General features: G+C 57.5%; 22 protein-coding genes and 1 pseudogene. 10 read left to right on the top strand and 13 right to left on the bottom strand.

Features of this window, described 5'->3' with window-relative positions; translation table 11 throughout:
• Positions 1-784: 784 nt before the first annotated feature.
• The 6 genes from HDC32_RS04720 to HDC32_RS04745 are packed head-to-tail and all read right to left on the bottom strand — an operon-like array spanning position 785 to position 6,708.
• Positions 785-2,527 (bottom strand): ABC transporter substrate-binding protein, encoded by a 1,743-nt coding sequence (locus HDC32_RS04720; protein ID WP_131698013.1) that lies wholly within the window; start codon positions 2,525-2,527, stop codon positions 785-787.
• Positions 2,528-2,559: 32 nt separating this feature from the next.
• Positions 2,560-2,832, bottom strand: coding sequence for a DUF2160 domain-containing protein (locus tag HDC32_RS04725; RefSeq protein WP_027607297.1), 273 nt, complete (start codon positions 2,830-2,832; stop codon positions 2,560-2,562).
• Between the two features lie 10 nt (positions 2,833-2,842).
• Positions 2,843-3,643, bottom strand: coding sequence for a carbohydrate ABC transporter permease (locus HDC32_RS04730; protein ID WP_003174634.1), 801 nt, complete (start codon positions 3,641-3,643; stop codon positions 2,843-2,845).
• A gap of 10 nt (positions 3,644-3,653) precedes the next feature.
• Complete coding sequence (locus HDC32_RS04735) at positions 3,654-4,520, bottom strand: carbohydrate ABC transporter permease (RefSeq protein WP_131698014.1); 867 nt, start codon at positions 4,518-4,520, stop codon at positions 3,654-3,656.
• A complete protein-coding gene (locus HDC32_RS04740; protein ID WP_131698015.1) occupies positions 4,517-5,614 on the bottom strand; it encodes an ABC transporter ATP-binding protein in 1,098 nt (365 codons plus the stop codon). Before HDC32_RS04740 ends, HDC32_RS04735 begins: the two co-directional genes overlap by 4 nt.
• Positions 5,614-6,708: an ABC transporter ATP-binding protein gene (locus tag HDC32_RS04745; protein ID WP_090402916.1), complete on the bottom strand. Its 1,095-nt coding sequence runs from the start codon at positions 6,706-6,708 to the stop codon at positions 5,614-5,616. Before HDC32_RS04745 ends, HDC32_RS04740 begins: the two co-directional genes overlap by 1 nt.
• Before the next feature lie 263 nt (positions 6,709-6,971).
• On the opposite strand from HDC32_RS04745, the gene HDC32_RS04750 reads away from it, so the two are divergent.
• The gene (locus HDC32_RS04750; protein WP_131698016.1) at positions 6,972-8,789 is read left to right on the top strand and encodes a sigma-54-dependent Fis family transcriptional regulator; all 1,818 of its coding nucleotides are present in this window, start codon (positions 6,972-6,974) and stop codon (positions 8,787-8,789) included.
• A 246-nt stretch (positions 8,790-9,035) separates the two neighbouring features.
• Here HDC32_RS04750 and HDC32_RS04755 read toward each other — a convergent pair whose 3' ends face one another.
• Entirely contained in the window at positions 9,036-11,147 is a 2,112-nt protein-coding gene (locus HDC32_RS04755; protein WP_184742734.1) for a TonB-dependent receptor domain-containing protein, read from the bottom strand.
• A 239-nt stretch (positions 11,148-11,386) separates the two neighbouring features.
• On the opposite strand from HDC32_RS04755, the gene HDC32_RS04760 reads away from it, so the two are divergent.
• Both HDC32_RS04760 and HDC32_RS31990 read left to right on the top strand, forming a co-directional pair.
• Positions 11,387-11,815, top strand: coding sequence for a helix-turn-helix domain-containing protein (locus HDC32_RS04760; protein ID WP_259243897.1), 429 nt, complete (start codon positions 11,387-11,389; stop codon positions 11,813-11,815).
• Positions 11,793-12,089 carry a cupin domain-containing protein gene (locus HDC32_RS31990; RefSeq protein WP_256663598.1) on the top strand — a complete coding sequence of 99 codons (297 nt, stop codon included), beginning with the start codon at positions 11,793-11,795 and terminating at the stop codon, positions 12,087-12,089. Before HDC32_RS04760 ends, HDC32_RS31990 begins: the two co-directional genes overlap by 23 nt.
• 251 nt (positions 12,090-12,340) lie before the next feature.
• Here HDC32_RS31990 and HDC32_RS04765 read toward each other — a convergent pair whose 3' ends face one another.
• On the bottom strand, positions 12,341-12,610 hold the full coding sequence (locus HDC32_RS04765; RefSeq protein ID WP_145338427.1) for a hypothetical protein: 270 nt from the start codon (positions 12,608-12,610) through the stop codon (positions 12,341-12,343).
• Positions 12,611-12,734: 124 nt separating this feature from the next.
• Positions 12,735-13,484: a hypothetical protein gene (locus tag HDC32_RS04770; protein WP_065941790.1), complete on the bottom strand. Its 750-nt coding sequence runs from the start codon at positions 13,482-13,484 to the stop codon at positions 12,735-12,737.
• Positions 13,485-14,001: 517 nt separating this feature from the next.
• Here HDC32_RS04770 and HDC32_RS04775 point away from each other — a divergent pair.
• Positions 14,002-14,958 (top strand): hypothetical protein, encoded by a 957-nt coding sequence (locus tag HDC32_RS04775; RefSeq protein ID WP_131698020.1) that lies wholly within the window; start codon positions 14,002-14,004, stop codon positions 14,956-14,958.
• Positions 14,959-15,040: 82 nt separating this feature from the next.
• Here the strand turns inward: HDC32_RS04775 and HDC32_RS04780 are convergent, their stop codons facing one another.
• Genes HDC32_RS04780 through HDC32_RS04790 form a run of 3 tightly spaced genes read right to left on the bottom strand, consistent with a single transcriptional unit; the run spans position 15,041 to position 16,504 of the window.
• Positions 15,041-15,262, bottom strand: a complete 222-nt coding sequence (locus HDC32_RS04780; RefSeq protein ID WP_310521931.1) for a hypothetical protein — start codon at positions 15,260-15,262, stop codon at positions 15,041-15,043.
• A 30-nt stretch (positions 15,263-15,292) separates the two neighbouring features.
• Positions 15,293-15,577, bottom strand: coding sequence for a hypothetical protein (locus tag HDC32_RS04785; RefSeq protein WP_131698021.1), 285 nt, complete (start codon positions 15,575-15,577; stop codon positions 15,293-15,295).
• A 30-nt stretch (positions 15,578-15,607) separates the two neighbouring features.
• Positions 15,608-16,504, bottom strand: a complete 897-nt coding sequence (locus HDC32_RS04790; protein WP_184742736.1) for a hypothetical protein — start codon at positions 16,502-16,504, stop codon at positions 15,608-15,610.
• Between the two features lie 606 nt (positions 16,505-17,110).
• Between HDC32_RS04790 and HDC32_RS04795 the strand changes: the two genes are divergently transcribed.
• From HDC32_RS04795 to HDC32_RS04810, 4 genes and pseudogenes are all read left to right on the top strand, one after another.
• Positions 17,111-17,833: a metallophosphoesterase gene (locus HDC32_RS04795; protein ID WP_237683216.1), complete on the top strand. Its 723-nt coding sequence runs from the start codon at positions 17,111-17,113 to the stop codon at positions 17,831-17,833.
• Positions 17,834-17,903: 70 nt separating this feature from the next.
• Entirely contained in the window at positions 17,904-18,056 is a 153-nt protein-coding gene (locus tag HDC32_RS31995; protein ID WP_260403575.1) for a hypothetical protein, read from the top strand.
• A gap of 104 nt (positions 18,057-18,160) precedes the next feature.
• Positions 18,161-18,649 (top strand): annotated as a pseudogene (locus HDC32_RS04805) (Na+/H+ antiporter NhaA); the annotation flags it as partial.
• Positions 18,650-18,902: 253 nt separating this feature from the next.
• Positions 18,903-20,357: a TrkH family potassium uptake protein gene (locus HDC32_RS04810; RefSeq protein WP_184742738.1), complete on the top strand. Its 1,455-nt coding sequence runs from the start codon at positions 18,903-18,905 to the stop codon at positions 20,355-20,357.
• Positions 20,358-20,861: 504 nt separating this feature from the next.
• On the opposite strand, the gene HDC32_RS04815 is transcribed toward HDC32_RS04810, so the two are convergent.
• Positions 20,862-21,647, bottom strand: a complete 786-nt coding sequence (locus tag HDC32_RS04815; protein ID WP_145338425.1) for a substrate-binding domain-containing protein — start codon at positions 21,645-21,647, stop codon at positions 20,862-20,864.
• Positions 21,648-21,859: 212 nt separating this feature from the next.
• Between HDC32_RS04815 and HDC32_RS04820 the strand changes: the two genes are divergently transcribed.
• Positions 21,860-22,537, top strand: a complete 678-nt coding sequence (locus tag HDC32_RS04820) for a response regulator transcription factor (RefSeq protein WP_184742740.1) — start codon at positions 21,860-21,862, stop codon at positions 22,535-22,537.
• Complete coding sequence (locus tag HDC32_RS04825; RefSeq protein ID WP_131698027.1) at positions 22,515-23,924, top strand: HAMP domain-containing sensor histidine kinase; 1,410 nt, start codon at positions 22,515-22,517, stop codon at positions 23,922-23,924. The genes HDC32_RS04820 and HDC32_RS04825 overlap by 23 nt, the downstream gene beginning before the upstream one ends.
• Positions 23,925-24,135: the final 211 nt, after the last annotated feature.

The following is a 24,135-nucleotide window of genomic DNA, read 5'->3' on the forward strand; positions in this document are numbered from 1 at the left end:
GGTGACAGGCCTGGCAGTCCTGGAGCCTTGTTGCTGAAGGATCAGCGGTGGTTTACGGAACAGGGGGGTTGTTGCAGCGCTGGCTAGCGAGTCTGTCTTTCGGGCTGAGAAATCTCTTTGTGGTGAGGGAGCTTGGTTCCGTGGCGGCCTTCGGGCCGACCGCTTTTTGGGGTTTGGGTGCGTACATATCCGTTGCTGCGGTAACGGCCGCTATGGGTTCCGCCCTTACGGCGGGTCACTTTGGAAAAGCCCCAAAGTAACCAAAGGGCTCTTGCCCCACCACTCGGTACCTCGCCTAGGCTCGGTATGCCCGAACGAAGGCTTGAATCCGTGGGCCGCCGTCATGGGCCATCCATGGCCCAGGACGGCTAACCCGGCGTCCTGCCGGGTTACCCACGGATTCAAGCCTGCGTTCGGCCAGCGTGGTTAACGGGGCGCCTGAGATCAAGATCAAAAGCCAGAGGAAAAACAGAGCAGAAGCAGACCGAGGTCCATCTGATATATGGAGATCCAAATGTGGGAGGGGGCTCGCCCCCGATGAGGGTGGGTCAGTGATACTTGGGTTGACTGACTCACCGCTATCGGGGGCAAGCCCCCTCCCACATTTTTAACCCCGTACACCAGACCCAACTCCGGTCGGCTCTAAGGCCGCCACGAGACTAAGCTGCCCATACTCAGGATTGCCTGACCAACCCGCGTCATCGGTCACAGAACTGCGCCTTCATGTTTGCGCCAAAACAAAACGGCACCTGGGTGCCGTTTTGTGTTTCATGCCCGGGCACGTTTACTTACGCGCTGCCTCCCACTGCTTGAGCAGGTCGCCGTAGGCCACGGTTTCGCCTTTCGGTTTCTCGTTGGCCAGTTTCGGTTTCGGCGCGCCCGGCTGGTCGAACCAGTATTGCGCGTCACGCTCGGGGTTCATTTTCGGGCCACATACCGGCTGCACCTTGGAGCGTTCCAGGCGCGTCATGATCGCGTCCTGCTCCTTGGCCAGGTTGTCGAGGGCCTGTTGCGGGGTTTTCTCGCCGCTGGCGGCGGCGGCGATGTTGCTCCACCACAGTTGCGCCAGGCGTGGGTAGTCCGGCACGTTGGTACCGGTCGGCGACCACTCGGTCCGGGCCGGGCTGCGGTAGAACTCCACCAGGCCACCGAGTTTCGGCGCCATGTCGGTCATGGCCTGTGAGTTGATATCGGACTCACGAATCGGCGTCAGGCCGACGATGGTTTTCTTCAGCGACACGGTTTTCGAGGTCACGAACTGCGCGTACAACCAAGCGGCGAGTTTCTGCTTCTCCGGCGTCGACTTGAGGAAGGTCCAGGAACCCACGTCCTGATACCCCTTCTTCATGCCCTTTTCCCAATAAGGCCCGACGGGCGACGGTGCCATGCGCCATTTCGGCGTACCGTCGGCATTCACCACCGGCAGGCCCGGCTTGACCATGTCAGCGGTAAACGCGGTGTACCAGAAGATCTGCTGGGCGATGTTGCCCTGGGACGGCACCGGGCCGGATTCGGAGAAGGTCATGCCCGCCGCTTCCGGTGGCGCGTAGGCTTTCATCCAGTCCACGTATTTCTGCGTGGCGAACACAGCGGCCGGGCCGTTGGTGTCGCCGCCACGGGTGACGCTGGAGCCCACCGGGTGGCAGTCCTCCACGCGGATGCCCCACTCGTCCACCGGCAAGCCGTTGGGCAGGCCTTTGTCGCCGCCACCGGCCATGGAGAACCAGGCATCGGTAAAGCGCCAGCCCAGGGATGGGTCTTTCTTGCCGTAGTCCATGTGCCCGTAGACGCGCTTGCCGTCGATTTCCTTGACGTCTTCACTGAAGAATTTGGCGATGTCTTCATAGGCCGACCAGTTCACCGGCACGCCGAGCTCATAGCCGTATTTTTCCTTGAACTTGGCTTTCAGCTCCGGACGCTCGAACCAGTCGGCGCGGAACCAGTAGAGGTTGGCAAATTGCTGGTCGGGCAGTTGGTAGATCTTGCCGTCCGGCGCGGTAGTGAAGGAGATACCGATGAAGTCCTTGATATCCAGGGTTGGCGAGGTGAAGGCCTTGCCTTCGTTGGCCATCAGGTCGGTGATGGATTCGGTCTTGCCATAGCGAAAGTGCGTACCGATCAAGTCGGAATCGTTGACCCAGCCGTCATAGATATTCTTGTCGGACTGCATCTGGGTTTGCAGCTTCTCCACCACGTCGCCTTCCTGCAGCAGGTCGTGGGTCAGCTTGATGCCGGTGATTTCACTGAAGGCCTTGGCCAGCACCTTGGATTCGTACTCGTGGGTGGTGAGGGTTTCCGACACCACATTGATCTTCATCCCACGAAACGGTTCCGAAGCCTTGATAAACCACTTCAACTCCTCAAGCTGCTGGTCGGCCGTGAGGGTCGACGGCTTGAATTCGCTGCCGATCCATTTTTTCGCGGCATCTTCGTACGCATCGGCCCAGGCCGTGGCGCTCAAACCGCTGAGGGCCAGTACGGCGGCCAATGAAATGCTATGTCGCAGCTTATTGTTCTTATTCAACATAGAGACCTCCTGGTTGTTTATTCATAAGGGCACTAGCCCCAACGCATCACACTCAACAGCCATACCAGGGAGAGCGCGGACGCTACCCAGATGCTCCAGTCGGTAACGCCGATCACCAGCAAATGCAGGTAGGCGCTGCCGAGAAGACCGATAAACAAGCGATCACCACGGGTGGTGCTGATCGGCAGGACGCCGCGCCGCGGGATGCTCGGCGAGCGCAGCTCCCAGGTGGTCATGCCCGCCAGAATCAGGGCAATGCCGCCAAAGAACAGTGCAGTGGGGGTGGTCCAGGCCATCCATTCCATCATCGACTCCTCAGACCCGGCCCAGGGCAAAGCCCTTGGCCACGTGGTTGCGAACAAACCAGATCACCAGCATGCCGGGCAGGATGGTCAACACCCCCGCCGCTGCCAGCACGCCCCAATCGATACCCGACGCCGACACCGTGCGCGTCATCACCGCCGCGATGGGCTTGGCGTTAACCGAGGTCAGGGTGCGCGCCAGCAGAAGCTCGACCCAGGAAAACATGAAGCAGAAAAACGCGGTCACACCGATACCGGAGCCGATCAACGGGATAAAAATCTTCACGAAGAACTTGGGAAAACTATAGCCGTCGATGTAGGCAGTTTCGTCAATTTCCTTGGGCACTCCGGACATGAAGCCCTCCAGGATCCACACCGCCAGTGGCACGTTGAACAGGCAGTGGGCCAAGGCCACAGCGATGTGCGTGTCGAACAGGCCGATGGACGAATACAGCTGGAAAAACGGCAGCAGGAACACCGCTGGGGGCGCCATGCGGTTGGTCAGCAGCCAGAAGAACAGGTGCTTGTCGCCCAGGAAACGATAGCGCGAGAAGGCATAGGCTGCCGGCAACGCCACACTCAGGGAAATCACCGTGTTCAAGCTCACGTAGTACAGCGAGTTGAGATAACCGGTGTACCAGCTCGGGTCGGTGAAGATCACCTTGTAGTTGGCCAGGGTGAAATCCTGCGGAAACAGGGTCAGCCCGCCGAGGATTTCGGTGTTGCTCTTGAAGGACATGTTCAGCAGCCAGTAGATCGGCACCAGCAGGAACAGGATGTAGATCAGCAGCGGAATAACCTTGCGCTTGCTCATGTTGGCGGCCTCAGCGGTTGGCGTCGGAGTGGGTCATGGCGGTGTAGAACAGCCAGGACACCAACAGGATGATCAGGAAATACACCAGGGAAAACGCTGCCGCCGGGCCCAGGTCGAATTGGCCTACGGCCATCTGGGTCAGCGTCTGACTGAGGAACGTCGTGGCGTTACCAGGCCCGCCGCCCGTGAGGACGAAGGGCTCGGTGTAGATCATGAAACTGTCCATGAAGCGCAGCATCACCGCGATCAGCAGCACGCTTTTCATCTTCGGCAACTGGATATGTCGGAACACCGCCCACGCCGAGGCCCGATCGATACGCGCCGCCTGGTAGTACACATCCGGGATGGCCCGCAGCCCGGAGTAGCACAGCAGCGCCACCAGTGAGGTCCAGTGCCACACGTCCATCACCAGCACCGTGACCCAGGCGTCCATGGTGTTGGCCGCGTAGTTGTAGCTGATCCCCAGGGCGTTGAGGCTGTAGCCCAGCAGGCCGATATCGGCGCGGCCGAAGATCTGCCAGATAGTGCCCACCACGTTCCACGGAATCAGCAGCGGAATGGCCAGGATGATCAGCACCAGCGACGACCAGCGGCCCTTGGTCGGCATGGTCAGGGCGATGGCGATGCCCAGGGGGATTTCGATCAGCAGCACGCAGGCCGAATAGATGAACTGGCGCAGCAGCGAGTCATGCAGGCGCGGGTCGAGCAGCACCTGTTTGTACCAGTCGGTGCCGACAAAGTAGCGGCTGGACTGATCGAAGATGTCCTGCACCGAATAGTTGACCACGGTCATCATCGGGATCACCGCACTGAACGCCACCAGCAGGAACACCGGCAACACCAGCCACCAGGCCTTGTTGTTCTGCACCTTGTTCATGGCAGCACCTCCAGCAGGTAGTCGTCGGCATACACCATCAGCCACTGCGCGGGGAAGCTGATACAGGCCTTGCCCTCCGGCACCGGTTTGTCTTCGGCCAGGCGTATCTTCAGCGGGGCGCCGTCGAGGTTGAGGGTCATGATCTTGTAGGTGCCGAGGTCTTCGAGGTGAGTGACATCGGCTTGCAGGGCGTCAGGGTTGTACTCGTCCCAGACGTGGATAAATTCCGGGCGAATGCCCACCTGCAGCTTCGTGTAGTCGGTGCTGGCAATGCGTTGTTGCATAGTCTCGGACAACGGCAGGTGAGTACCGGCAAACCGCACACCACCGGCCTCGGCCTGCACCTCGATCAGATTCATCCCCGGGCTGCCGATGAAATAGCCGACAAAGGTGTGGCTCGGCCGCTCGAACAACTCACGGGGGGTGCCGAACTGCACGATCTGCCCGCCGTACATCACCGCGATCTTGTCGGCGAAGGTCGAGGCCTCAAGCTGGTCATGGGTGACGTAGACCATGGTGATATTGAACTGCTCATGTATCTGCTTGAGCTTGCGCCGCAGCTTCCATTTCAGGTGCGGGTCGATCACCGTCAGCGGTTCGTCGAAGAGGATGGCCGACACGTCGTCACGTACCAGGCCACGGCCCATGGAGACTTTCTGTTTTTCATCGGCCGTGAGGTTGCGGGCTTTTTTGCTCAGCAGGGTTTGCAGGTCGAGGACTTCGGCAATCTCCTGCACCTTGCTGTGAATTTTCGCCTCGGCCATGCCCTGGTTCCGCAGAGGAAAGGCCAGGTTATCGAACACGGTCATGGTGTCGTACACCACCGGGAACTGGAACACCTGGGCGATGTTGCGTTTTTCCGGGGAGAGGTCATTCACCACTTTGCTATCGAACAGCACCTGCCCTTCGGACGGGCTGAGCAGGCCGGAGATGATATTGAGCAAAGTCGACTTGCCGCAGCCCGACGGCCCTAGCAAGGCGTAGGCACCGCCCTGCTCCCACACGTGGTTCATTTCCCGAATGGCGTAGTCCTCAGGACCGCTCGGCGTAGGACTGTAGCTGTGCGCCAGGTTCTGCAAATGGATCTCGGCCATCAGGCAACCCTCGCAACGCGGCGCCCGGGGGCCTGGACCAAACGGCCCTGGCCATCGAACACAAACAGTTTATGGGTGGGGATATACACGCGGATCGGCGCGTCGACGTCGTACTCATGCACCCCCGGCAGGTGCAGCACCAGCAGGAAATGCTCGCTGCGCACGTGCAGGAAGGTTTCCGAGCCGCTGATCTCGGCGACTTCCACGGTCACCGCCAGCTCCAAGTCGTCGTCGTTGCTCGGCACCAGGCTGATATGGCTGGGGCGCACGCCGAAGCGGAATTCGCCTTCGCCGATGGGGCGCAGGTCGACGTTCAGCGGGAAGTGCACGAAATTGGCGAAGCTCACCTCGTTACCGCTGATACGCCCCGGCATCAGGTTGATCGGCGGCTCGGAAAACAGCTCGGCGGCCAACACGGTCTGTGGCTGGTGATAGACCTCGGCGGCCTTGCCACTCTGGATCACCCGGCCTTCGTGAAGAATGGTGGTGGTGCCGCCCAGGGCCAGGGCCTCGTTGGGCTCGGTGGTGGCGTAGATGGCAATGGTATGCCGCGCCTTGAACAACTCGCGCATTTCCTGACGCAGCTCTTCGCGCAGTTTGTAGTCCAGGTTCACCAGCGGCTCGTCGAACAGGATCAGCTCGGCATCCTTCACCAACGCGCGGGCCATGGCCGTGCGTTGCTGCTGGCCACCGGACAACTCCAACGGGTGGCGCTGCAGGAATTTCTCGATGCGCAGCATCTTTGCGGTTTCCAGCACTTTGCTCTGGATCAGCTCGTTGGACACACCGGCCTGGCGCAACGGCGAGGCGATGTTTTCGAACACGGTCATGGTCGGGTAGTTAATGAACTGCTGATACACCATCGACACGTTGCGCAGACGCACCGGCTTTTGGGTGACGTCCACGCCGTTCATCAGGATGCGGCCGCTGTCGGGCTTATCCAGGCCCGCCATCAGGCGCATCAGGCTGGTCTTGCCGGACAGGGTGCGGCCAAGCAAGACGTTGAAGGAACCGGCTTCGAAGCGCAGGTTGGCGTCGTCGATCCAGGTTTGACCTTCGACGACACGGGAGACATGTTCCAGGGTCAATGACATGACACGACCTTTTTATTATTGGAATGAATCTGGCCATTCGTCAGAGCGAGTTTCGTGCCAAAAACGGCAGGTGCTTGATCCACAAGGAAATGGGTGAAACGTGATGTTCAGGAGCGAACAGAAATGAACAGATCAGGCTGAACAATTGAACAATCCGGAGGTTGACAATGAACAGTTATGAACAACACTCTTTGAACCCGATTGACTTGGTTACACCCGTTGGATTGTGCAAGACCCCAAAACAATAAAAAGAAGGTCGCCCCATGGCCGAACCCCTGGCTCACGACACCCTTATCCAGGAATCCTGGCGCCGTTGCCGCGCCTTCGGCCTGGACCACCAGAGCACACCGAGCTTCGATCAACTGCCCGCCGAGGGCATCAGCCAACTGCTGGAAAGCCAGCATTCCCTGGTGCAGACCACGCATCAGGAAGTCCTGCCCTACTACGAAAACATCCTGAGCAATTCCAACTGCCTGATCATGCTGGCCGACAACCAGGGCCAGGTGCTGACCAGTTGGGGCACCCAGCGCTTTATCGAGCCCAAGCTGGCCCGGGGATTCAGCGCCGGGGCCAGTTGGATGGAACGCTCCAGCGGCACCAATGCCATCGGCACCGCGCTGGCCTGCGCCCAGGCGGTGCATATCGAACACGACGAACACTTCCTCAAGGCCAACCGCTTCATGACCGGCTCAGCGGCGCCGATCTTCGATGCCCAGCGCGAAATCATCGCGGTGCTGGATGTGTCCAGCGACAGCTACCTGCCGCCCTCTCACACCTTGGGCATGGTCAAGATGATGAGCCAGACCGTGGAAAACCGGCTGATCCTCAACCTGTTTCGCGGTGAGCACTTCCAACTGACATTCAACACTGGCCTGAGCAACCTCGACAGCCAATGGGCCGGCCTGCTGATCTTTGACGAGAGCGGCCAGGTGCTCTCGGCCAACCGTCGTGCCGACAACTTGCTGGGTATCAGTCTGTCGCGGGTGATGATCGACAGTTTGTTCAAGGTGTCGTTGCTGGAGTTGCTCAATCAGCCGGAGGGCCTGCCCTTTTCGCTGCAGGCGGCGGGACGCAATCGCTTCCAGTGCCTGCTGAAACGACCGAAGCAGATGCCGGTGCAGGCGCGGGTGTTCAGCGAGCCCGTTGCGCCAAAGCCCGCCGCGATTGGTTTGAAGACCCTGCACTTTGGCGATGCGCGCGTGGAAAAAGCCGTGCGCCAGGCCGAGCGCTTGCTGGAGAAGGACATCCCGCTGCTGATCCACGGTGAAACCGGCGTGGGCAAGGAAGTTTTCGTCAAGGCCCTGCACCAGGCCAGTTCCCGCAGCCAGCAGGCGTTTATCGCGGTGAACTGTGCGGCGATTCCCGCTGAGTTGGTGGAATCGGAACTGTTCGGCTACGAAAAAGGCGCGTTCACCGGCGCCAACCAGAAAGGCAGCATCGGCCTGATCCGCAAGGCCGACAAAGGCACGCTGTTCCTCGATGAAATCGGCGATATGCCGCTGCCGACGCAAGCGCGCCTGTTGCGGGTATTGCAGGAGCGTTGCGTGCAGCCGGTCGGCAGCAGCGAGTTGTTCCCGGTGGATTTGCGCATCATCTCGGCCACTAACCGGGCCTTGCGCGAGCGGGTCCAGGCCGGGCGTTTTCGCGAGGATTTGTACTACCGCATCGGCGGCCTGACCCTTGAATTGCCGCCATTACGCGAACGCAGCGACAAGCGGGCGCTGTTCCAGCAGCTGTGGCAGCAGCACCGTGAGCCCACCCAATGGGCCGGGCTCAGCGCCGAGGTGCTGGCGTTGTTCGAGCAGCACCCGTGGCCGGGCAACCTGCGTCAGGTGAGCAGCGTGTTGCAGGTGGCGCTGGCGATGGCCGAGGAACAGCCGATCCGCCCGGAGCATCTGCCGGATGATTTTTTTGTCGACTTGAAAGTGACGGCGCCGCTGCCCGCCAATGAGTACCTGGATGACAGCATCGACCTGACCCAGCGCTTGAAGGCGGCCGGTGGGAACATTTCCCACCTGGCGCGGGAGCTGGGCGTGAGCCGCAACACCCTGTACAAGCGCCTGCGCCAAGGCAATGACTGAACGCCTGTAGCCGTCCTCTATCGCGTAGCCGTTTCTTGCACATCCCGTAGCCATCAGTGCGAACCCTCAAACGATACTGGGGCAAGGGGCTCACATGCGCCGAAAGCACCACGAATCAAATGCGGGAGGGAGCTTGCTCCCGATAGAGGGTGGGGCAGTCAGCTTATCTGTAGCTGATACACCGCTATCGGGGGCAAGCCCCCTCCCACCGTTTGATCTCCATGCAGCAGGTACCTGGGTGTCCTCTTAGCGCCAGCTCCACGACACTCCGGTGTAGATCCCGCGTCCATCGGCCGGTGTGGAGCGTGCGACATCCAGGCCCTTGTCGTCGTAGCCCGGCGTGACGGTGTTGGCGTAGCGGCGGTTGGTGAGGTTGCGCAGGTCGACCCAGGCTTGCCAGTCCTGCTTGGGTGCGTCGTAGCCAAAGGTGGCGCCCAGGAGGGCGTAGGACGCGGCGTAATAGGAATTGGCGTAGTCCACCGCCACCCGTGAGGAATACTCGGTGTTGAGGCTGGTGTAGAAACCGGTCGGGTGGCTGTAGCGCAGTTGCGCCTGATAGTAGTGCTTGGGGATGCCCGGCAAGCGGTTGCCACCGAAACGGTCGTCGTCGCGGTAGTGGAAATCGCTGAAGGTATAGGCCTGGCGCACATCGAGCTTACCGCTGCGACCACCGTCCCACAGCGGGCTGAGCAGGCCCAGTTCCACGCCCTGGTGCACGGTGGGGCTGGCGTTGGACTCGGCGACGATGGCATTGCTGGTCGAGGTCTGGGCCTGGGTTTCCACGGTGAGCAGTTCGTGACGCACTTCGGAGCGGTACAGCGCCAGGTCCCACTGGCCGAGCCATGCTTCGCCACGGCCACCGATTTCCAGGGTGGTGGCTGTCTGGTTTTTCAGGCTGACGCCTTCGCGGGCCAGGCCTTTGGCTGCACCACTGGCAAAGTATTTGTTGGAACCCCAGATCATCGACCATGCGTGCGGTGGCTCGACCGAACGACTCAGGTTGCCGTACACCTGCAACTGCGGGTTGAAGTCATAGCGCAGGCCGATGCGCGGTGCGTAGTCCCAGTCATGCTGGCTAAGCGGCGCCTGGCCTTCGGGATAGGTGACCTGGGTTTCACGGCGGGTGTAGATCGCGGCCAGGCCGGTGGTCAGCCACAGGCCCTGGACCAGCTCCAGGTCGTTACCGATATGCAGCACGGTGTCGGAGCCCAGGTAGCTGTAGTCGCGGGTCTTGGTGCCGGGGGCATAGGTTGCGGTGTTGCCGGCTGGCGTGCGCACGTATTCCGATGCGCCGTTATTGGGCATCGCCTGGGTGGTGCGCAGGCCGAGGGTGGTTTTGCTGTCGTGGCCGAACAACGTGTCCTGGCGGATGTAATTCAGGGTGCTGCTGATATCGGTGTAGGCCACCTTGAGGCGGTTGGTGCCTTCGCGCAGGTCCATCGGGTAATCGTGGTACGCCAGCCCGACTTCCAGGCGCGAGCTGTCATCCAGCTGCAACGTGGTCTTGTTGGCGATCCAGGTGGAGCCCGGTTGCATGCGCTTGGAATCACGGGCGGCGTTGAGGCTGTTGGCGGTGCGCGGGTCGTGACTGATCTGGGCGCGGGTGAGTTTGCCGGGGGTGTCGTTGGTGGTTTCGCGGTAACGGAAATAGAAGCGGGTTTCCAGGTCCGGGTTGAAGCGGTAGCCGAAGTTGGCGGCCATGCCTTTGCCGGTGGCGGCGCTCTGGGGCTGGTAGCCGTCGGATTCCGAGTCGGTGAGGCTGATGTAGTAGTCGGCATCCCCCAGCACCTGGCCCGAACTGATCTCGCGCTGGGCATAGCCACGGCTGCCGGCTTCGTAGCGCACTTGCAACGTGGGCGCGTCGTAGCCGGTATGGGTCACGTAGTTGACCGCGCCGCCCAGCGCCAACGCGCCCCGATCGAAGCCATTGGCACCGCGCAGCACCTCGACGCGGCTTTGCCACAACGGGTCCTTGAGTTCGTAAGGGGTGCCGCCGGGGCCGGTCAGCGGCAAGCCATCGAACATTTCGTACAGCCCTGAAGCATGGGCACCCGGGCTACGGTTCAGGCCAGAACCGCGAATGGACAGCTTCACCCCTTCATTATTCGCCGCCTTGGCGTACACCCCTGGCTGGTACTTGAACACGTCTTCGTTGGTGCTCACCCGCCCCTGCTGCACGCTGCTCATGTCGATGTAATTGGTGGCGCCGGGCACGCTCTTGAGCTGCGCCTGAGCCACTTCGCCGGCGCTGGCCTCCGGCGTGGTGACTTCGACCGGCGCCAATTGCAGGTCTTCGGCGTGCACCAGCGAGCTTAACGTCAAGGCGGCAAATAGGAACGGAGGTGGGCGCAGCAGCATGGGCGGATCCTTGGAATTCGGGGGCGTGAACGGCTGGGCCATCACGCGAACAGTGATGGGAAGGCAACGATGCTCGCCAAGTCACGCCTTAATAACGGACCAGCCCCTTCCCACAACAGCATCAGACCGGATTTATTTTTTAAGTCCAAAATCGAATTAATACATGCAAGCTCAGTATTTAAGGAAATAACCAGTACGTATTACTTCGGGTCATCGAGTCACCTATGAGATCGCCTCCCATGCCTGCATCCTCCACCGTCATCGACTTTACCCTCCATCGCAAACGGCACTTGTCACTGGATGCCCTGGCACGCGCCTGCGGCGTGAGCCGGGCGATGCTGGCACAGGTCGAATCCGGGCGCAGCGTGCCGTCGATCAAGGTGTTGTGCAAAATTGCCAAGGGTCTGAAGGTGTCGGTGGCGGCGTTCCTGGAAGATCGCGCGTTCGAAGGGGTTGAAGTGTTGCCGGCGCAGCAGAGCAAACGCCTGGTGAGTGCCGATGGCGCGTTTATCAGCCGGGCGCTGTTTCCCTACGATACGGCGCGCCAGTCCGAGTTCTATGAGATTCGCCTGCGGGCGCTTGGGGAGGAAGTGTCCAAAGGCCACGGGCCGTGGCATCCAGGAAAACCTGGTGGTGGCCCAAGGTGTGCTGGAAGTCAGCGTCAATGATGAACGCTACCTGCTGTCCACCGGCGATTCAATCCTGTTCTACGCCGACCAGCTCCACCGCTACCGCAAATCCGGCGGACAGCGAAGCCGTGGCGTTCCTGGTGATCACCTACCCAGAGCGGCTGGATTAATCACGCAAAAAAACGCCCCCGACTTATCGGGGCGTTTTTTATGGCGCGGGACCTGTCAGCAGGTGCAGCACATCATCGGCATCATTGGCATGGAGGTGTTCATCGGCATCTGCATTGCATTCATCATGTTCGAAACTCCGTAATCGACAGGAAATGGCTAGGTTCTGGCGCCGATTCCAGAGAGGCCGGAGGGCTGCGCAAGACGCCGGCAGAGCAGCAGGAATGGAGGTTCCCAGGGATGCTTAGTCGAACAAAACAGCTGTACCAGGCGTGATGACGATCAATCTGACGCTATTGCGCCACTTATATCCGCTACATGACGTTAATAGACGTCATGGGTATTCGATTGAGGAATCTCGTCCAATCTTAAGGAAATAAACGATCTAACGGATGACTAGGCGTTGGGCTTCTCCAGAGACTGCATCAATTCATCGGCCTCCGACCCCGGTGGCAACCTGAACCCATGCATTTCATCAGCGGCAAGAATTTCACCCAGAGCGGTGAGCAACTGCGCCTCTGTCGGCGAGTCTCGCAGCAGTTTATGCGCGGGCAGCAACAACTCGGAGGGAACGCCCTGAACGCTCGCGGCGTCGATCACAGCGAAGAGGATAAAGCGCAGGCGTATTTCGCGGTCCGTCGGCCAAGCTGTTTTTCGCTTACCCAAGGTAGGGCCTCGTTTTTTCAGAAAAATCCGAGGCTATTGTGCACAGACAGGTGTTTCAAGCATCGGGATGCAAGATAGGCAGATTCCTACATCCAAAGGAGAAACAGCATACCGAACAACCCAATTACTGCACCGGCAGGAAATTCATCAACAACAGGCTTTGTGCATAGTTAAGCCCAATACGGCGGTAGCGTTCGTCGAGCATCTGGGTCAACAGGTCAAGGCGCGCAACAATCTTGCCGAACTCGACGGCGAAACTCAGGTTGCTGCCCTCCTCCGAGATCTCGTTGGAAAACAGGAGCAGGACGCCATTTGCATCCTGGCGCTTGCTGAGCAACCAGGTGGCCTTCTCGATGTTGCGCGCGGCGTTGCTGACGAACTGCGGGTTGATCGAGTCGGTAATGTAGAACTCGGTACGCCCACCGTGAGCGGTCACGATCATGCTGCCGATGGCATAGATAAACGCCCCGACCCGATCGCCCTGAAACTCAGGGCTCAAGGAGTAACTCAGCGCCGCCAGGTCGCGACGCTCCCCGAGTGCGGGCAATGAGCGGCGCTGCTCAATGGCCAGGCGGATCTCCCGCGCAGCGCTCACCGCATCCGGATAACCCGACTGGCGCCACTGGTTGGGGTTGCGCAGATAGAGCTTGTTCATGAGCAAATACAGGCTTTGCAAGTTATCGCGCATGCCCAGAGTCGCCATGCGATCGACACTGGTCTGGAAGAACTCATCAGGTTTGCCGTTGCTGAACTGCTTGGCTATGTCCCGACCCTGCTGTTGGGTGCAGCCACTGGCGCAGAGCATTAACACCACGGCCAGCCACAGTGGCCGACGCACTCGTCGAGTCTTGAATAAAAGTAACGTGCGAGCCATCGGCACCCGATCTGGTTCTTTCGCCCGCGCGGGAAATCGGCAGGGCTGGGACAAAGATAGATTGGAGAAATGAAAAAAAGTGCGATGGGCTGGGCAGATAGTTGTAAACAGTGCCTGGCGGGCCATGGGTCGGCAAAGTCGTGAAAGATTCGTTTCAGGACCTATACTCGATAGTTGCGAGTGTTGTCGACGCTCCAGGGAGGACTTACATCGCATGCGGCACGCTCATCCGCAACCGTACAGGAGGGTAGCGTAGATGAAACATCCCATTCGAGCTCAGATTTTTGTGCAAGTGATTTGCCTGCTTTCGGTGGCTCAGCTGTTCTGCTGAGCCTTGCGTCACTGCCGTTGAAATCAGCTGCGATTGCGGCCGGATGGGTCGCGCGCTTTATTTGGGGCCCATCAACTCAAATCACACCTGCCGCGCCCGGGTCGCAGACGGGGATTACGCTTGATAGGATGAGCCCCACTCAACTGCCGTTTCAATCAGGAGTCATGCGTGGGTAAAGGAATAAAAATGTCGTCGGCATTGGATGCGCTGGGCCATCCGCACACTATCGAGGCACTTCAAACGCTCAGCGATCGTAACCGCACTATTCCATCGCTGGTGTGTGACGGCGGCAACTGCCGTGCACCGGTGCGCTTTGTGCCGCGCGGACTCGTCAACCGGGCGGGAAAGGAACCATACGACCGCGCCGCCTACATAGGGCTGACTGCCGGCCGTGACTCCGACCACAAACCCGGGTGCAAATACGACGCCATCGGCCAGTTGAAAATTATCGTCGCGGCCGAGTCCGATCCCGACTTTATCGGAGCGCTCAACGCCGGCGCTTCCGAACTGCGCCTGTTACTGCTGCACAATAACCTGGGTGGCAAATCACTCTCTGGTGCTCAGTTTACGACTTCAGCAACGGAGGGCTCTGCCACGCAGAGACAGCCCAAGCTATATCAGCCAAGCGGCAAAAAACTTGCCAGCTACCTGCGCACTACGGCTGATCTGCTTAAGCTGCGTGAGCGGTGCGAAGCGGATGATGAACTGGCTCAACACCTGGTACTGCGCTTTGGTACTAAGAAAATTCGCTGGTCAGACTTTTTCTTTGAAAAAAACCGCTACGAAGATGCATGGCGAATGCTGGAACGCCTGGGGAGCGAGTGCCACCCCTTCGCCGTGGTGGGCACGGTCGACCGGGTTTACGTGCCAGATGAAGGCAGCGGCCGGGTCATGAGCTATCTGAATCTCACGGCTAAATACGAACGGCCCGACGCGGAAAATGTGACAAGCGTCTTCAAGGTCAGTGTTGGAGATAAAGACGGCGAGTGGCTGCAGACGCTGGTCAAAGGCACAGAAGTCATCGTATTTGGCGTGTGGAGCAGTGGCTCGCCGGAAAAACGAGCAAGCGGATCGAAAATCTACCTGAATCACACGCTGACGTTGTACACCAAGTTCAAGGAGCAGTTGGTGGTCGTGGCGTGAGAGGTGCCGTCACAGACGGGCACAGACCCACACCACGCAGGCGTAATGGCTTGGCTGTAGGGACTCTATTCGCATGCGTGTGTCATTTGTCCAGGTTCAATAGTTCGTGCATCCGCTCCCCTATCAGTCCCCGCAACCACTCGGCATGAAACGCCATTTCGTCCAGGGAGATACCCTCACCCAATTGATAGTCGAACACCTTGTCCTTCGGTCCCTGACACACGACGCGGAAATGCCCATCGCGATCAAACCGGGCGAGCACGTAGGGGCAGACGTAGATGATGTCGCTAAATGGCACACGCACTTCGCAGGCCCTGCCGAGCGGTCGGTAGCCTTACTTGAGCAGGGCAATCACCGCGCAGACAAGCATGATCGCCAGCGCGGGCCACTGCATGGGCATAAAAAAGAAGTGATGGCGCACGCCATCTTCATGCACCTGCCGGTTCAGGACAAAACCCAGCACGGTGTTGATGCCCGAGCCAATCCCCAGGCCCATCAACAGTTGCATCAGTGAGGTATTGCCGGGTTTGACGCTGGGGTCGGGCCATAACCCCATCAGCAACAACACCATGGCCACCGGTGTGAACAGCGTCAGCCAGCCTGCGCCGCGATAGATCATCGTTTAATACTCATCTTTGATGCTGCCGGCTCACGCCAGCTCGCGTTTTTGTTCTTCAGCCGCAAACACGGCATCGAGGGTATTGAGGAACAGATCGTGGCTCAGAATGCCGGTGGCGATGGTCGACAACACGGGTTTGCCGCTCTCGTCCTTGATCACCACCTTTTCAGTCCAGGCATTGAGGTCGACGGTACACAACGACGACATCGGCACCTTGCGCCCCTGGTATTCGAGGAAATCCTGGCTCACCACAATCGGCGTCGTGGTGATTTTGAGGAAGTTGCCGCTGACGCGCTTGCCCCAGACCTGCCCGGAGCTGATGCAATTGAACCTGACCGCCCCGCCCGACTCCAGCGTCGCCATCACCTCCCGCAGACGTGCGCGTACGTGCAACTCACGAACCAACTCCTGGAAGTCGTGAAAGCCCTTGAGGCTCTCGATCACTCGATGAAACGGCTCGCTGGCATTACGACGGTAGGCCAGGTTGGTGATCATGCCGGTCAGCACGGTTTGCCCGGAGCCAAATAGATACAGGTCGTCAATCTCGGCAAAGGCGGTGTATTCCCGCTGATCGTTGATGATGCGCTCGATGCCGTGCTCATACACTGCGTAGCGCGGCGCACGCAGTTTCCTGTGCCAGGCGTAAGCGGCAAATACACCAAGCCCGAGAACGGCCAGCAAAGCGCTGGTGGCGTAGATCAAGGTATGGGGGTCACTGAAACTGAAGGCCATGCCACGGGACGTTTGGAGACTGACCGGCCCCTCATTGCCCGGTGGCAGGATCGTGCCCAGATACAACACAAACCCGGCGAGACCTAACAACACAACGCCAAATATCAAACTGAAAATCAGAAAACCCTTGCCGTGACGGAAACTGGCGATCAGTTCGCCGGTGGCGGAAGGCGCTTGGGAGGGGGATGACTGCATAAAGCTTACGTCCTTGTAATGGGTAGCGCGCGCCGCGGTTTACGCAGAGCCGATTGAGCCGTGCCCCCATTGGGCAGGCTTGGCACAGCAGGTTGGAACATGGCTAATTAACATCGTTCCTTGTGCGTAGGGGTTAATGCGGACGGGTTCACATAGTTCGCGGCACTGGGTTGGTTTTTTGCGCGAGGAACAGTGGACTGCCCCCGACACCGTAGATATCTCCAGCCTATGGAAAAGCTTGGAATTGCGCGGACTACAGTTCAGAAGTATTGGAATACATAAGCCTGCAGAACATCAGCAATCCTGCAATTTACGCAAATCGATGTTTATGGCGCGCCCTCTCGGGTCGGCTGTCGTAAACCATGCCATGGCTGACGCCAAGTCATGGCTCTTGGGCTTCCATCCTCGCGCCTCCGGCCTTACTGGCCTGCGCGCTCCGCTTGCTCTGGTCATTTCAATCGACGGAAGAAACTCGGGATGCCTCAGCCCTGCGCACTGGAGTGTAGTCATCCTGCCTGTCCATATTTCTGTTGGAAGGTGCGGTCGCTGGGTGGACAATACGGGTTTGGTCACCTGGTGGCTGGCCATTGAGGAAGGAACCCGCGCATGAGTCAGAAAGTTCTGAGGCTTCCCCGGAACGAGGTAGGTCGCGACTTCGTCGTCGGTGACATCCACTTCAAGACGATTGACCTCCATAAAGGATTGTTGAAGCTAGGTTTCGACAAGGCAATCGACCGAGTCATCGGGGTGGGTGACCTCATAGATCGCGGGCCGGGAGTCCTCGACGGGCTGAAGCTTCTTGGTGAGCCGTGGTTCTTCACTGTTCAAGGTAACCATGAGCAGATGCTTATCAATGCTTACAGGGAAAATCCCAGCGCTCGTTACGTAGCTCATGGTGCAGGCTGGTGGTCGACCATAGCCGACGAATCGAAGGAGATGATAATTGGAAAGCTTGAGAGCCTTCCATCCGTCATTGAAATCGAGTCGCCTCTCGGCTTGGTTGGAGTTGTTCACGCGGACATTCCTGCTGGGATGTCATGGGTCGAGTTCACTCGAGACATATCAATCCCTGCTGTCGAAGAGATCGCGCTATGGGGGCGCGAGCGGATCAAAAAGCACCATCGAGAAGGTGTCAAAGGAATCTGGCGTGTGTGCACGGGACACACCTGGATTCCAGAGCCTATTCGGCTAGGGAACGTTCTTGCGCTTGATTGCACCGGAGGGGGTGAAGGGTCACTAGCTGTATATTGCGTTCAGGCGGACACGATTTATGTGGAGGGGCGCCCCGTGTCAATTGACCAATCGCGAACCACGTGCCCATTGTGGTGAGTGCCTGCTTTCGAAAGATCCCGACGAAGCCGGTTGGAAAGTAAGCCGGTCAGCCCCTAAGGAGCCACGAATGGATGCCATTTGGCGCGTGCCGGGCAGAGCCTATCAAGTCGCTCGTGATCCTGAGCGCCTGCTCATTGAAGAGCGCGCCGAAGCTCTCTCAGCCGCAGGCTATCCGCTGCCAGGTGATGATCCGGCCATGTGTACGCTGAGCAAAGGCTGAAAGCTGCCAGAGCGGCAGCTAGTTCATCCCAGGTAGGTAGCGTTAGCGAAAACACTGCGGCTGAGCTCTCCGCAAGAGAGGTATCCCAGGCACTGAGGGAGGCGATTTTTGTTCCTGCGCTGATCTACATCGCAATCAACTGGGGTAATTCCGAGACCTTGAAGGGCTGGGCTATCCCAGCCGCTACCGACATCGCGTTCGCCCTGGGCGTCTTGTCTTTGCTGGGTAAGCGAGTCCCGACTTCGCTGAAGGTTCTCCTCGCCGCCTTGGCGATCATTGACGACCTGGGTGCTGCGATCGGCTTGTTGGTGGGCAAGCAGATTGGCATCTTCCTATTGGCTGCTCTGGCTATTCGTATGGGCTTGGCCAAACTGCCGGAAGGAAGTAGCTGGACCCAGCTTTACGGCGTAGCGCTGCTGTGCGGCATTGGCTTCACCATGAGCCTATTCATTGGCAACCTGGCGTTCGCCGGATCAGCTCACTTGATTGATGAGGTCAAAGTCGGCGTGTTGATCGGCTCGATTCTGGCCGCGATTGCTGGTGTTCTGGTGCTGCGCCGCAGCAGCACAGAGGGGGAAGTCGCTTCCATGTAAATCATATCTGAAACCGACACTCAGGGAACGCGTTAGCTGCAAGATAGGGCTACCTGAACTACACTGAATTTGCTGAGGGATCAGCCCCATCCGAAACACAAAGTGCCCGGCCTTGCGCCGGTTTTTTTGTTTCTGTAATTCTGGTATGGCCGTGCCTTGGCTTCCTGATGGACTAAAAAAATTTACGGAAAATTTACGGGACTAAACGGTTGGTCGTCCGATACTGCCCGGCGCTAATTTGGCAGGCTATTTTATGTCCCTCGCAACAATGCGGCTTATCGGCTTCATCTTAGGCATTTTTCTAGTTACTCTCGCTGTGAGCATGGTTATACCCATGATTACGCTTGTGGCCTATGAGCGTAGCGACGATCTGTCTGCCTTCCTCTGGTCGAGCTTTATTACGTTTATCTGCGGCCTACTGTTGATCGTGCGGGGGCGGCCAGAAGCTGTCCACCTTCGCCCTAGGGATATGTACCTGCTGACGACTGGCAGTTGGGTGGTGGTATGCACCTTCGCAGCGTTGCCGATGGTGTTCATCAGTGGCATCAGCTACACCGACGCTTTCTTTGAAACTATGTCTGGTATCACAACTACTGGCTCAACCGTTTTAAGTGGTTTGGATACCGCGTCTCCAGGATTGTTGATATGGCGTTCGATGCTGCACTGGCTGGGTGGTATCGGCTTCATCGGCATGGCTGTGGCAATACTTCCATTGCTGCGGGTAGGTGGCATGCGTCTCTTCCAGACTGAGTCCTCAGACTGGTCGGAGAAAGTTACACCTCGCTCCCATGTGGCCGCTAAGTACATCCTCTTTCTCTATCTGGGACTTACTGGAGTCGGGGCTCTTGCACTCTGGGTAGCAGGAATGACGCCTTTTGAGGCGGTCAACCACGCAATGTCGTTGATCTCTACTGGGGGATTCTCAACGTCAGACGCGTCACTTGGCCACTGGACGCAGCCGGCGATTCACTGGGTAGCAGTAGTCATAATGATTCTGGGGAGCTTGCCCTTTACCTTGTACGTCGCGACGTTGCGCGGTAATCGCCGTGCGCTGATCAAGGATCACCAAGTGCGCGGATTCGTGGGGTTCTTGGTCGTCACCTGGCTGACGGTGGGTACGTGGCTGTGTTTTCACAGCGACTACGGATGGTGGGATGCGTTTCGTATCGTGGCCGTCAATGTGACGTCGGTCGTCACAACCACAGGAGTTGCTGTAGGCGATTACACCTTGTGGGGCAGCTTCGCGGTCTTGCTTTTTTTCTATCTGACCTTTGTTGGCGGGTGTTCAGGCTCGACAGCTGGAGGCCTTAAAATTTTCCGCTTCCAGGTTGCAGGTGCTCTATTAGTGAGTAGCCTGAAGCAGTTGATCCACCCTCGCGCAGTGATTCGGAAAAAGTACAACGGCCATCCAGTTGACGAAGAGATCTTACGCTCGCTTTTGACCTTCTCATTTTTCTTCACCATTACCATCGCAATGATCGCCTTAGGGCTCGCCTTAATCGGACTAGATTGGGTTACTGCGTTAAGCGGCGCGGCTACTGCTGTCTGCAACGTGGGGCCAGGGCTCGGCGAAGTCATTGGGCCTGCGGGCAATTTCTCATCGTTGCCTGATGCAGCAAAATGGCTACTCACCATTGGCATGCTGCTGGGGCGATTGGAGATACTCACTGTACTGGTGCTCATTACGCCGGTTTTTTGGAAGTACTAACATTCGCTCGGCGGTGACGCCGCGTTGGTAATCGTGTTTGTCCAGCCAACAACCAAGGACTGTTGGAGGAAATCCGTTTTCCGGCTTAAATGACCGCATATCCAGTGTTCAGCCTTACGATTTTGCGGGCACACCAAAATTTGATATTGGCACCACTCCATTTTTCGAGGGCTAGCAATCATCGGCGGTAGAAATTACATTGAGCAACAGAAGTATAAGTAAGCGAGAAATACTCGCCAACGCCGACAGGGGCTAGTAAAGATGGACGCATACCAGCGCCGCCGACGCATCCAATTCTGGTTAGGCTCATTCCCAATGTTAGTAGGCTTTACCATTCTAGTTCTCGCCTTGATTCTGTCTGGCAGAGGTGCCTCGTTGAGCCCTCAAGAACTTGATGGCTTAAGCTTGAGTCAGCAAACGAAATCGCCCCCTCAAATAACCGACCATAAAGCAACTACAATCCTGGCAGTGGCCCAATAGCGAGCACACAGCTCCTAGCAGGGCTCATCGAACAGGTGTTAATCCGCCTAGCTTCATGGCACTCCTAGCGGCTTCTGAGCGGAGGAACTTTAATAGCGTGGCAGCCTCCTCTTGCTGCACGCTGCCCGTGGTGATGGCCGCTGAGTACATTGTCATTTTCTGAACCTGATCGGGGATAAGCCCAATCACATCGATGCCTTCCATGTGCATCAGCTCACTCAATTGTTGGAAGCCTATCTCCGCTTCGCCACGGGCTACTGCTTCTGCGACAGGCTTCGCAGAAATCGTTCTGGTCTTAACCCTCAACCTTTCTGAGATGTGCATTTGAGGGAAGAGAATACGTGACAGGTATGTTCCGCTGGGCGTATCCGATAGAGCCAGAGACTTTGCGTTGAGCAACGTCTTTTTGAAGTTCTTCATGGTGCTTATATCGGGCTTTTTAGCGCCTTTGCGGACGGCCATGGCAATGAACGACTTGGCAAGGTCAATTCGACTCGCTTTTTGCAAATGGCCTTGATCTATAAGCTTTCGTAGCTCCCAGTCCTCCATGATTACAACATCCGCTTTTTGACCACTCTCCAACAGATTTTCGATTGCCGTTGGCGTATTGCCTGTGGGCGGGGATTCTTTAGTTACCAGGCTGATTCCTGTCGTTTTTTCATAAAGGGGGGCTATGGATTGAATCGCCGCGATGAAGCCTCCTGTCGTAAAGAGGGTAAGCGTTTTGGTGGGAGTGGCATCCTGTGCCTCAATGCCATCTGCAAATAGAAACAAGCAAGCCAATGCGAGCCTCAATAAGGTCTTCGTCATGACGGGATATCCTGAATCGAGCGTAGAGATGAGATTTAGCAGTGGGGGCGCGAAAAAATAGGCACCTTTCAAGCAAAGACGAAATTAAGGATGGTTAAGAAATATTTAGTTTACCGTCCGATGCACCCTACCTAGGCTGCACTGATCTTTAAAGCCTACGGCGCTTGGAGCTCGCTTGAGCTTTAGGTTTGCAATCGTTGTGTGGAGTAAAAATGAATCGCGCGCTGGTGATAGAAGACGATGAGGTTACAGCCAAGGCTATTGTTAACACGCTGACCTCCCATGGATTCGAAGTTCTATGGACGGCGAACGGTCGTGATGGATTATCAGCGGCCATTTCTGGTGGCCATGATGTGATAACACTTGACCGGATGCTGCCTGATTTCGATGGTTTGACGATAATTAGTACGCTGCGAAGCCTCGGTATTCAGACGCCAGTCTTGATGATCAGCGCATTGTCAGATGTCGATGAGCGGGTCAAAGGGCTTCGTTCAGGGGGTGACGACTACCTGACCAAACCGTTCTCTACGGTCGAAATGATAGCCCGGGTGGAAGTGCTGCTGAGGCGCCCGCTTGCCGGTGTGAGTGAGCGCCTACTATGCGTCGGCAACCTCCATATTGATCTTATTGAACAGTCACTCAGCCGCGAGGGCGTGCAGATCCCACTTCTCCCAACCGAGTTCAAACTGCTCACTTATTTCATGCGCAACGCGGGTCAGCTGGTTACTAGAACCATGCTTTTCCAGGCAGTTTGGGGATATCACTTCGACCCAGGCACGAACATTATTGACGTCCATATCGGTCGCCTGCGTAAAAAAATCGAGGGTGGAAATTCACCCGTTATTCAAACCATACGCGGTTCTGGTTATGTTCTTGCCTCCCAGGAATGAGCGTTGGCGTTCCTCCAATAGCCGCCTTCTTGGGCTCTACGCCTTGTTTTTTATCGCTTGGGGAGCCGTTTTTACAGGTGTGCTTTATTGGAAAATATCAACCTACCTCGGAGCTGTTGCCGAGCGGACATTGATGCAGCGAGCCCACTATTACCAAAAAATAGATGATGCCAGCCTAAAAGACGAGTTGGCCGCTAGTGAGGTGTATTCGACGTCAGGAATCGACGCCTACGGCTTATTTGAAGCTGACGGCACCCATATCGCCGGCGACCTGCTTCGTTTGCGAGCAAGTCTGCCAGGTGACGGCCAGGTACATTATCTCGAGAGGGGATTGAGCATTGCATTGCCACGAGAGCAAACCCGAAGCAGCCATGCACTGATGCAGCATCGTGACGATGGTCGAATTTTGATCCTATCGCGCGATGGGGGCTCTATCTCCGCAGTCGGCGGTATTATCGAGCAAGCATTATTTTGGGGGTTTTCTCTTACCCTTATCCCTGGGTTGATCGGTTGGTGGCTCCTGAGGCGAAGGCCCTTACGTAGGGTACAGCGACTCCAAAGCTGCACTGAAAGTATCGTATCGGGCAATCTCGGCGAACGCCTTCCGCTGTCTCCACGCCGCGATGAACTCGACATGTTGGCCAATGCTGTCAACGTCATGCTCGAGCATATAGAGCAGCTTATGCATGAGGTTAAGGGGGCGTGTGACGGTATTGCGCACGATCTGCGTACTCCCCTGACTCGCCTGCGTGCCCATCTTGACCAGCTGCAGCAGTTACCCCTGGATAGCTCTCATGCAGAGACCTTGAACATGGCACTGGAAGAAAGCGAATCCATCATGTTGCGCTTCCAAGGGCTGCTGCGAATATCTGAACTTGAAGATACGAGGAGAAGATCAGGATTTGAATCTTTTCAACCTGCGGCCCTAATAACTCAGGCGCACGAATTTTTCGAACCGTTGGCACAGGAAAAGGGGCTAACACTGCTCCTTGAGATTTCAGCGAATCTTCCGGCTTTATCGGGTGATGTTTCTCTTCTGTTCGAAGCGTTGGTTAATCTTTTGGATAACGCCATCAAATTTACTCCCGAGGGTGGTGTCATTCACTTTAGGGGTTATCTGGCGGGTAACTCGCTCAATATCGAGGTCTCTGATAATGGCCCTGGGATCCCTGAGGAAGAGCGTGAAAGCGTGATTCGCAGGCTTTATCGCGTCGACTCTACTCGCCAGCAACCTGGGCACGGGTTGGGGCTTTCTCTGGTATCGGCAATCGTTCGGTTGCATGGGTTCGTATTGAGCATCCAGGAATCACCGCGTGGTTGCGGAGCCACGGTCTCGATTATCTGTCCTTTGCCAGAGGTGAAAGCAACCCTTGCCGCGCCAAGTTAAATTTATTTTAACCTGGGTTAATTTGAGCGATCACAAGTCCTAACTTAGTTTGGCGCGTCTTTCTGCTATCCGAGGCGGGCACTTGTGAAACACCCTAAATTGCGGCTTACACTCATTCTTGTGTGTTCTTTTTTGACACCAGCTTGGGCGGCTCCAGTATCAACCCCAAGTCCTGCGTCACCTAATCCGCGAGCGATGATCCCCGCAGCAC

The organism is Pseudomonas sp. JAI120 (genome assembly GCF_014207255.1).
GTDB lineage: Bacteria > Pseudomonadota > Gammaproteobacteria > Pseudomonadales > Pseudomonadaceae > Aquipseudomonas.

Excerpts from the sequence above, each read along its gene's own strand:
- HDC32_RS04720 (WP_131698013.1), bottom strand. The coding sequence starts at position 2,527 with ATGTTGAATAAGAACAATAAGCTGCGACATAGCATTTCATTGGCCGCC.
- HDC32_RS04725 (WP_027607297.1), bottom strand. The coding sequence starts at position 2,832 with ATGGAATGGATGGCCTGGACCACCCCCACTGCACTGTTCTTTGGCGGC.
- HDC32_RS04730 (WP_003174634.1), bottom strand. The coding sequence starts at position 3,643 with ATGAGCAAGCGCAAGGTTATTCCGCTGCTGATCTACATCCTGTTCCTG.
- HDC32_RS04735 (WP_131698014.1), bottom strand. The coding sequence starts at position 4,520 with ATGAACAAGGTGCAGAACAACAAGGCCTGGTGGCTGGTGTTGCCGGTG.
- HDC32_RS04740 (WP_131698015.1), bottom strand. The coding sequence starts at position 5,614 with ATGGCCGAGATCCATTTGCAGAACCTGGCGCACAGCTACAGTCCTACG.
- HDC32_RS04745 (WP_090402916.1), bottom strand. The coding sequence starts at position 6,708 with ATGTCATTGACCCTGGAACATGTCTCCCGTGTCGTCGAAGGTCAAACC.
- HDC32_RS04750 (WP_131698016.1), top strand. The coding sequence starts at position 6,972 with ATGGCCGAACCCCTGGCTCACGACACCCTTATCCAGGAATCCTGGCGC.
- HDC32_RS04755 (WP_184742734.1), bottom strand. The coding sequence starts at position 11,147 with ATGCTGCTGCGCCCACCTCCGTTCCTATTTGCCGCCTTGACGTTAAGC.
- HDC32_RS04760 (WP_259243897.1), top strand. The coding sequence starts at position 11,387 with ATGCCTGCATCCTCCACCGTCATCGACTTTACCCTCCATCGCAAACGG.
- HDC32_RS04770 (WP_065941790.1), bottom strand. The coding sequence starts at position 13,484 with ATGGCTCGCACGTTACTTTTATTCAAGACTCGACGAGTGCGTCGGCCA.
- HDC32_RS04775 (WP_131698020.1), top strand. The coding sequence starts at position 14,002 with ATGTCGTCGGCATTGGATGCGCTGGGCCATCCGCACACTATCGAGGCA.
- HDC32_RS04785 (WP_131698021.1), bottom strand. The coding sequence starts at position 15,577 with ATGATCTATCGCGGCGCAGGCTGGCTGACGCTGTTCACACCGGTGGCC.
- HDC32_RS04790 (WP_184742736.1), bottom strand. The coding sequence starts at position 16,504 with ATGCAGTCATCCCCCTCCCAAGCGCCTTCCGCCACCGGCGAACTGATC.
- HDC32_RS04795 (WP_237683216.1), top strand. The coding sequence starts at position 17,111 with ATGAGTCAGAAAGTTCTGAGGCTTCCCCGGAACGAGGTAGGTCGCGAC.
- HDC32_RS31995 (WP_260403575.1), top strand. The coding sequence starts at position 17,904 with ATGGATGCCATTTGGCGCGTGCCGGGCAGAGCCTATCAAGTCGCTCGT.
- HDC32_RS04810 (WP_184742738.1), top strand. The coding sequence starts at position 18,903 with ATGTCCCTCGCAACAATGCGGCTTATCGGCTTCATCTTAGGCATTTTT.
- HDC32_RS04815 (WP_145338425.1), bottom strand. The coding sequence starts at position 21,647 with ATGACGAAGACCTTATTGAGGCTCGCATTGGCTTGCTTGTTTCTATTT.
- HDC32_RS04820 (WP_184742740.1), top strand. The coding sequence starts at position 21,860 with ATGAATCGCGCGCTGGTGATAGAAGACGATGAGGTTACAGCCAAGGCT.
- HDC32_RS04825 (WP_131698027.1), top strand. The coding sequence starts at position 22,515 with ATGTTCTTGCCTCCCAGGAATGAGCGTTGGCGTTCCTCCAATAGCCGC.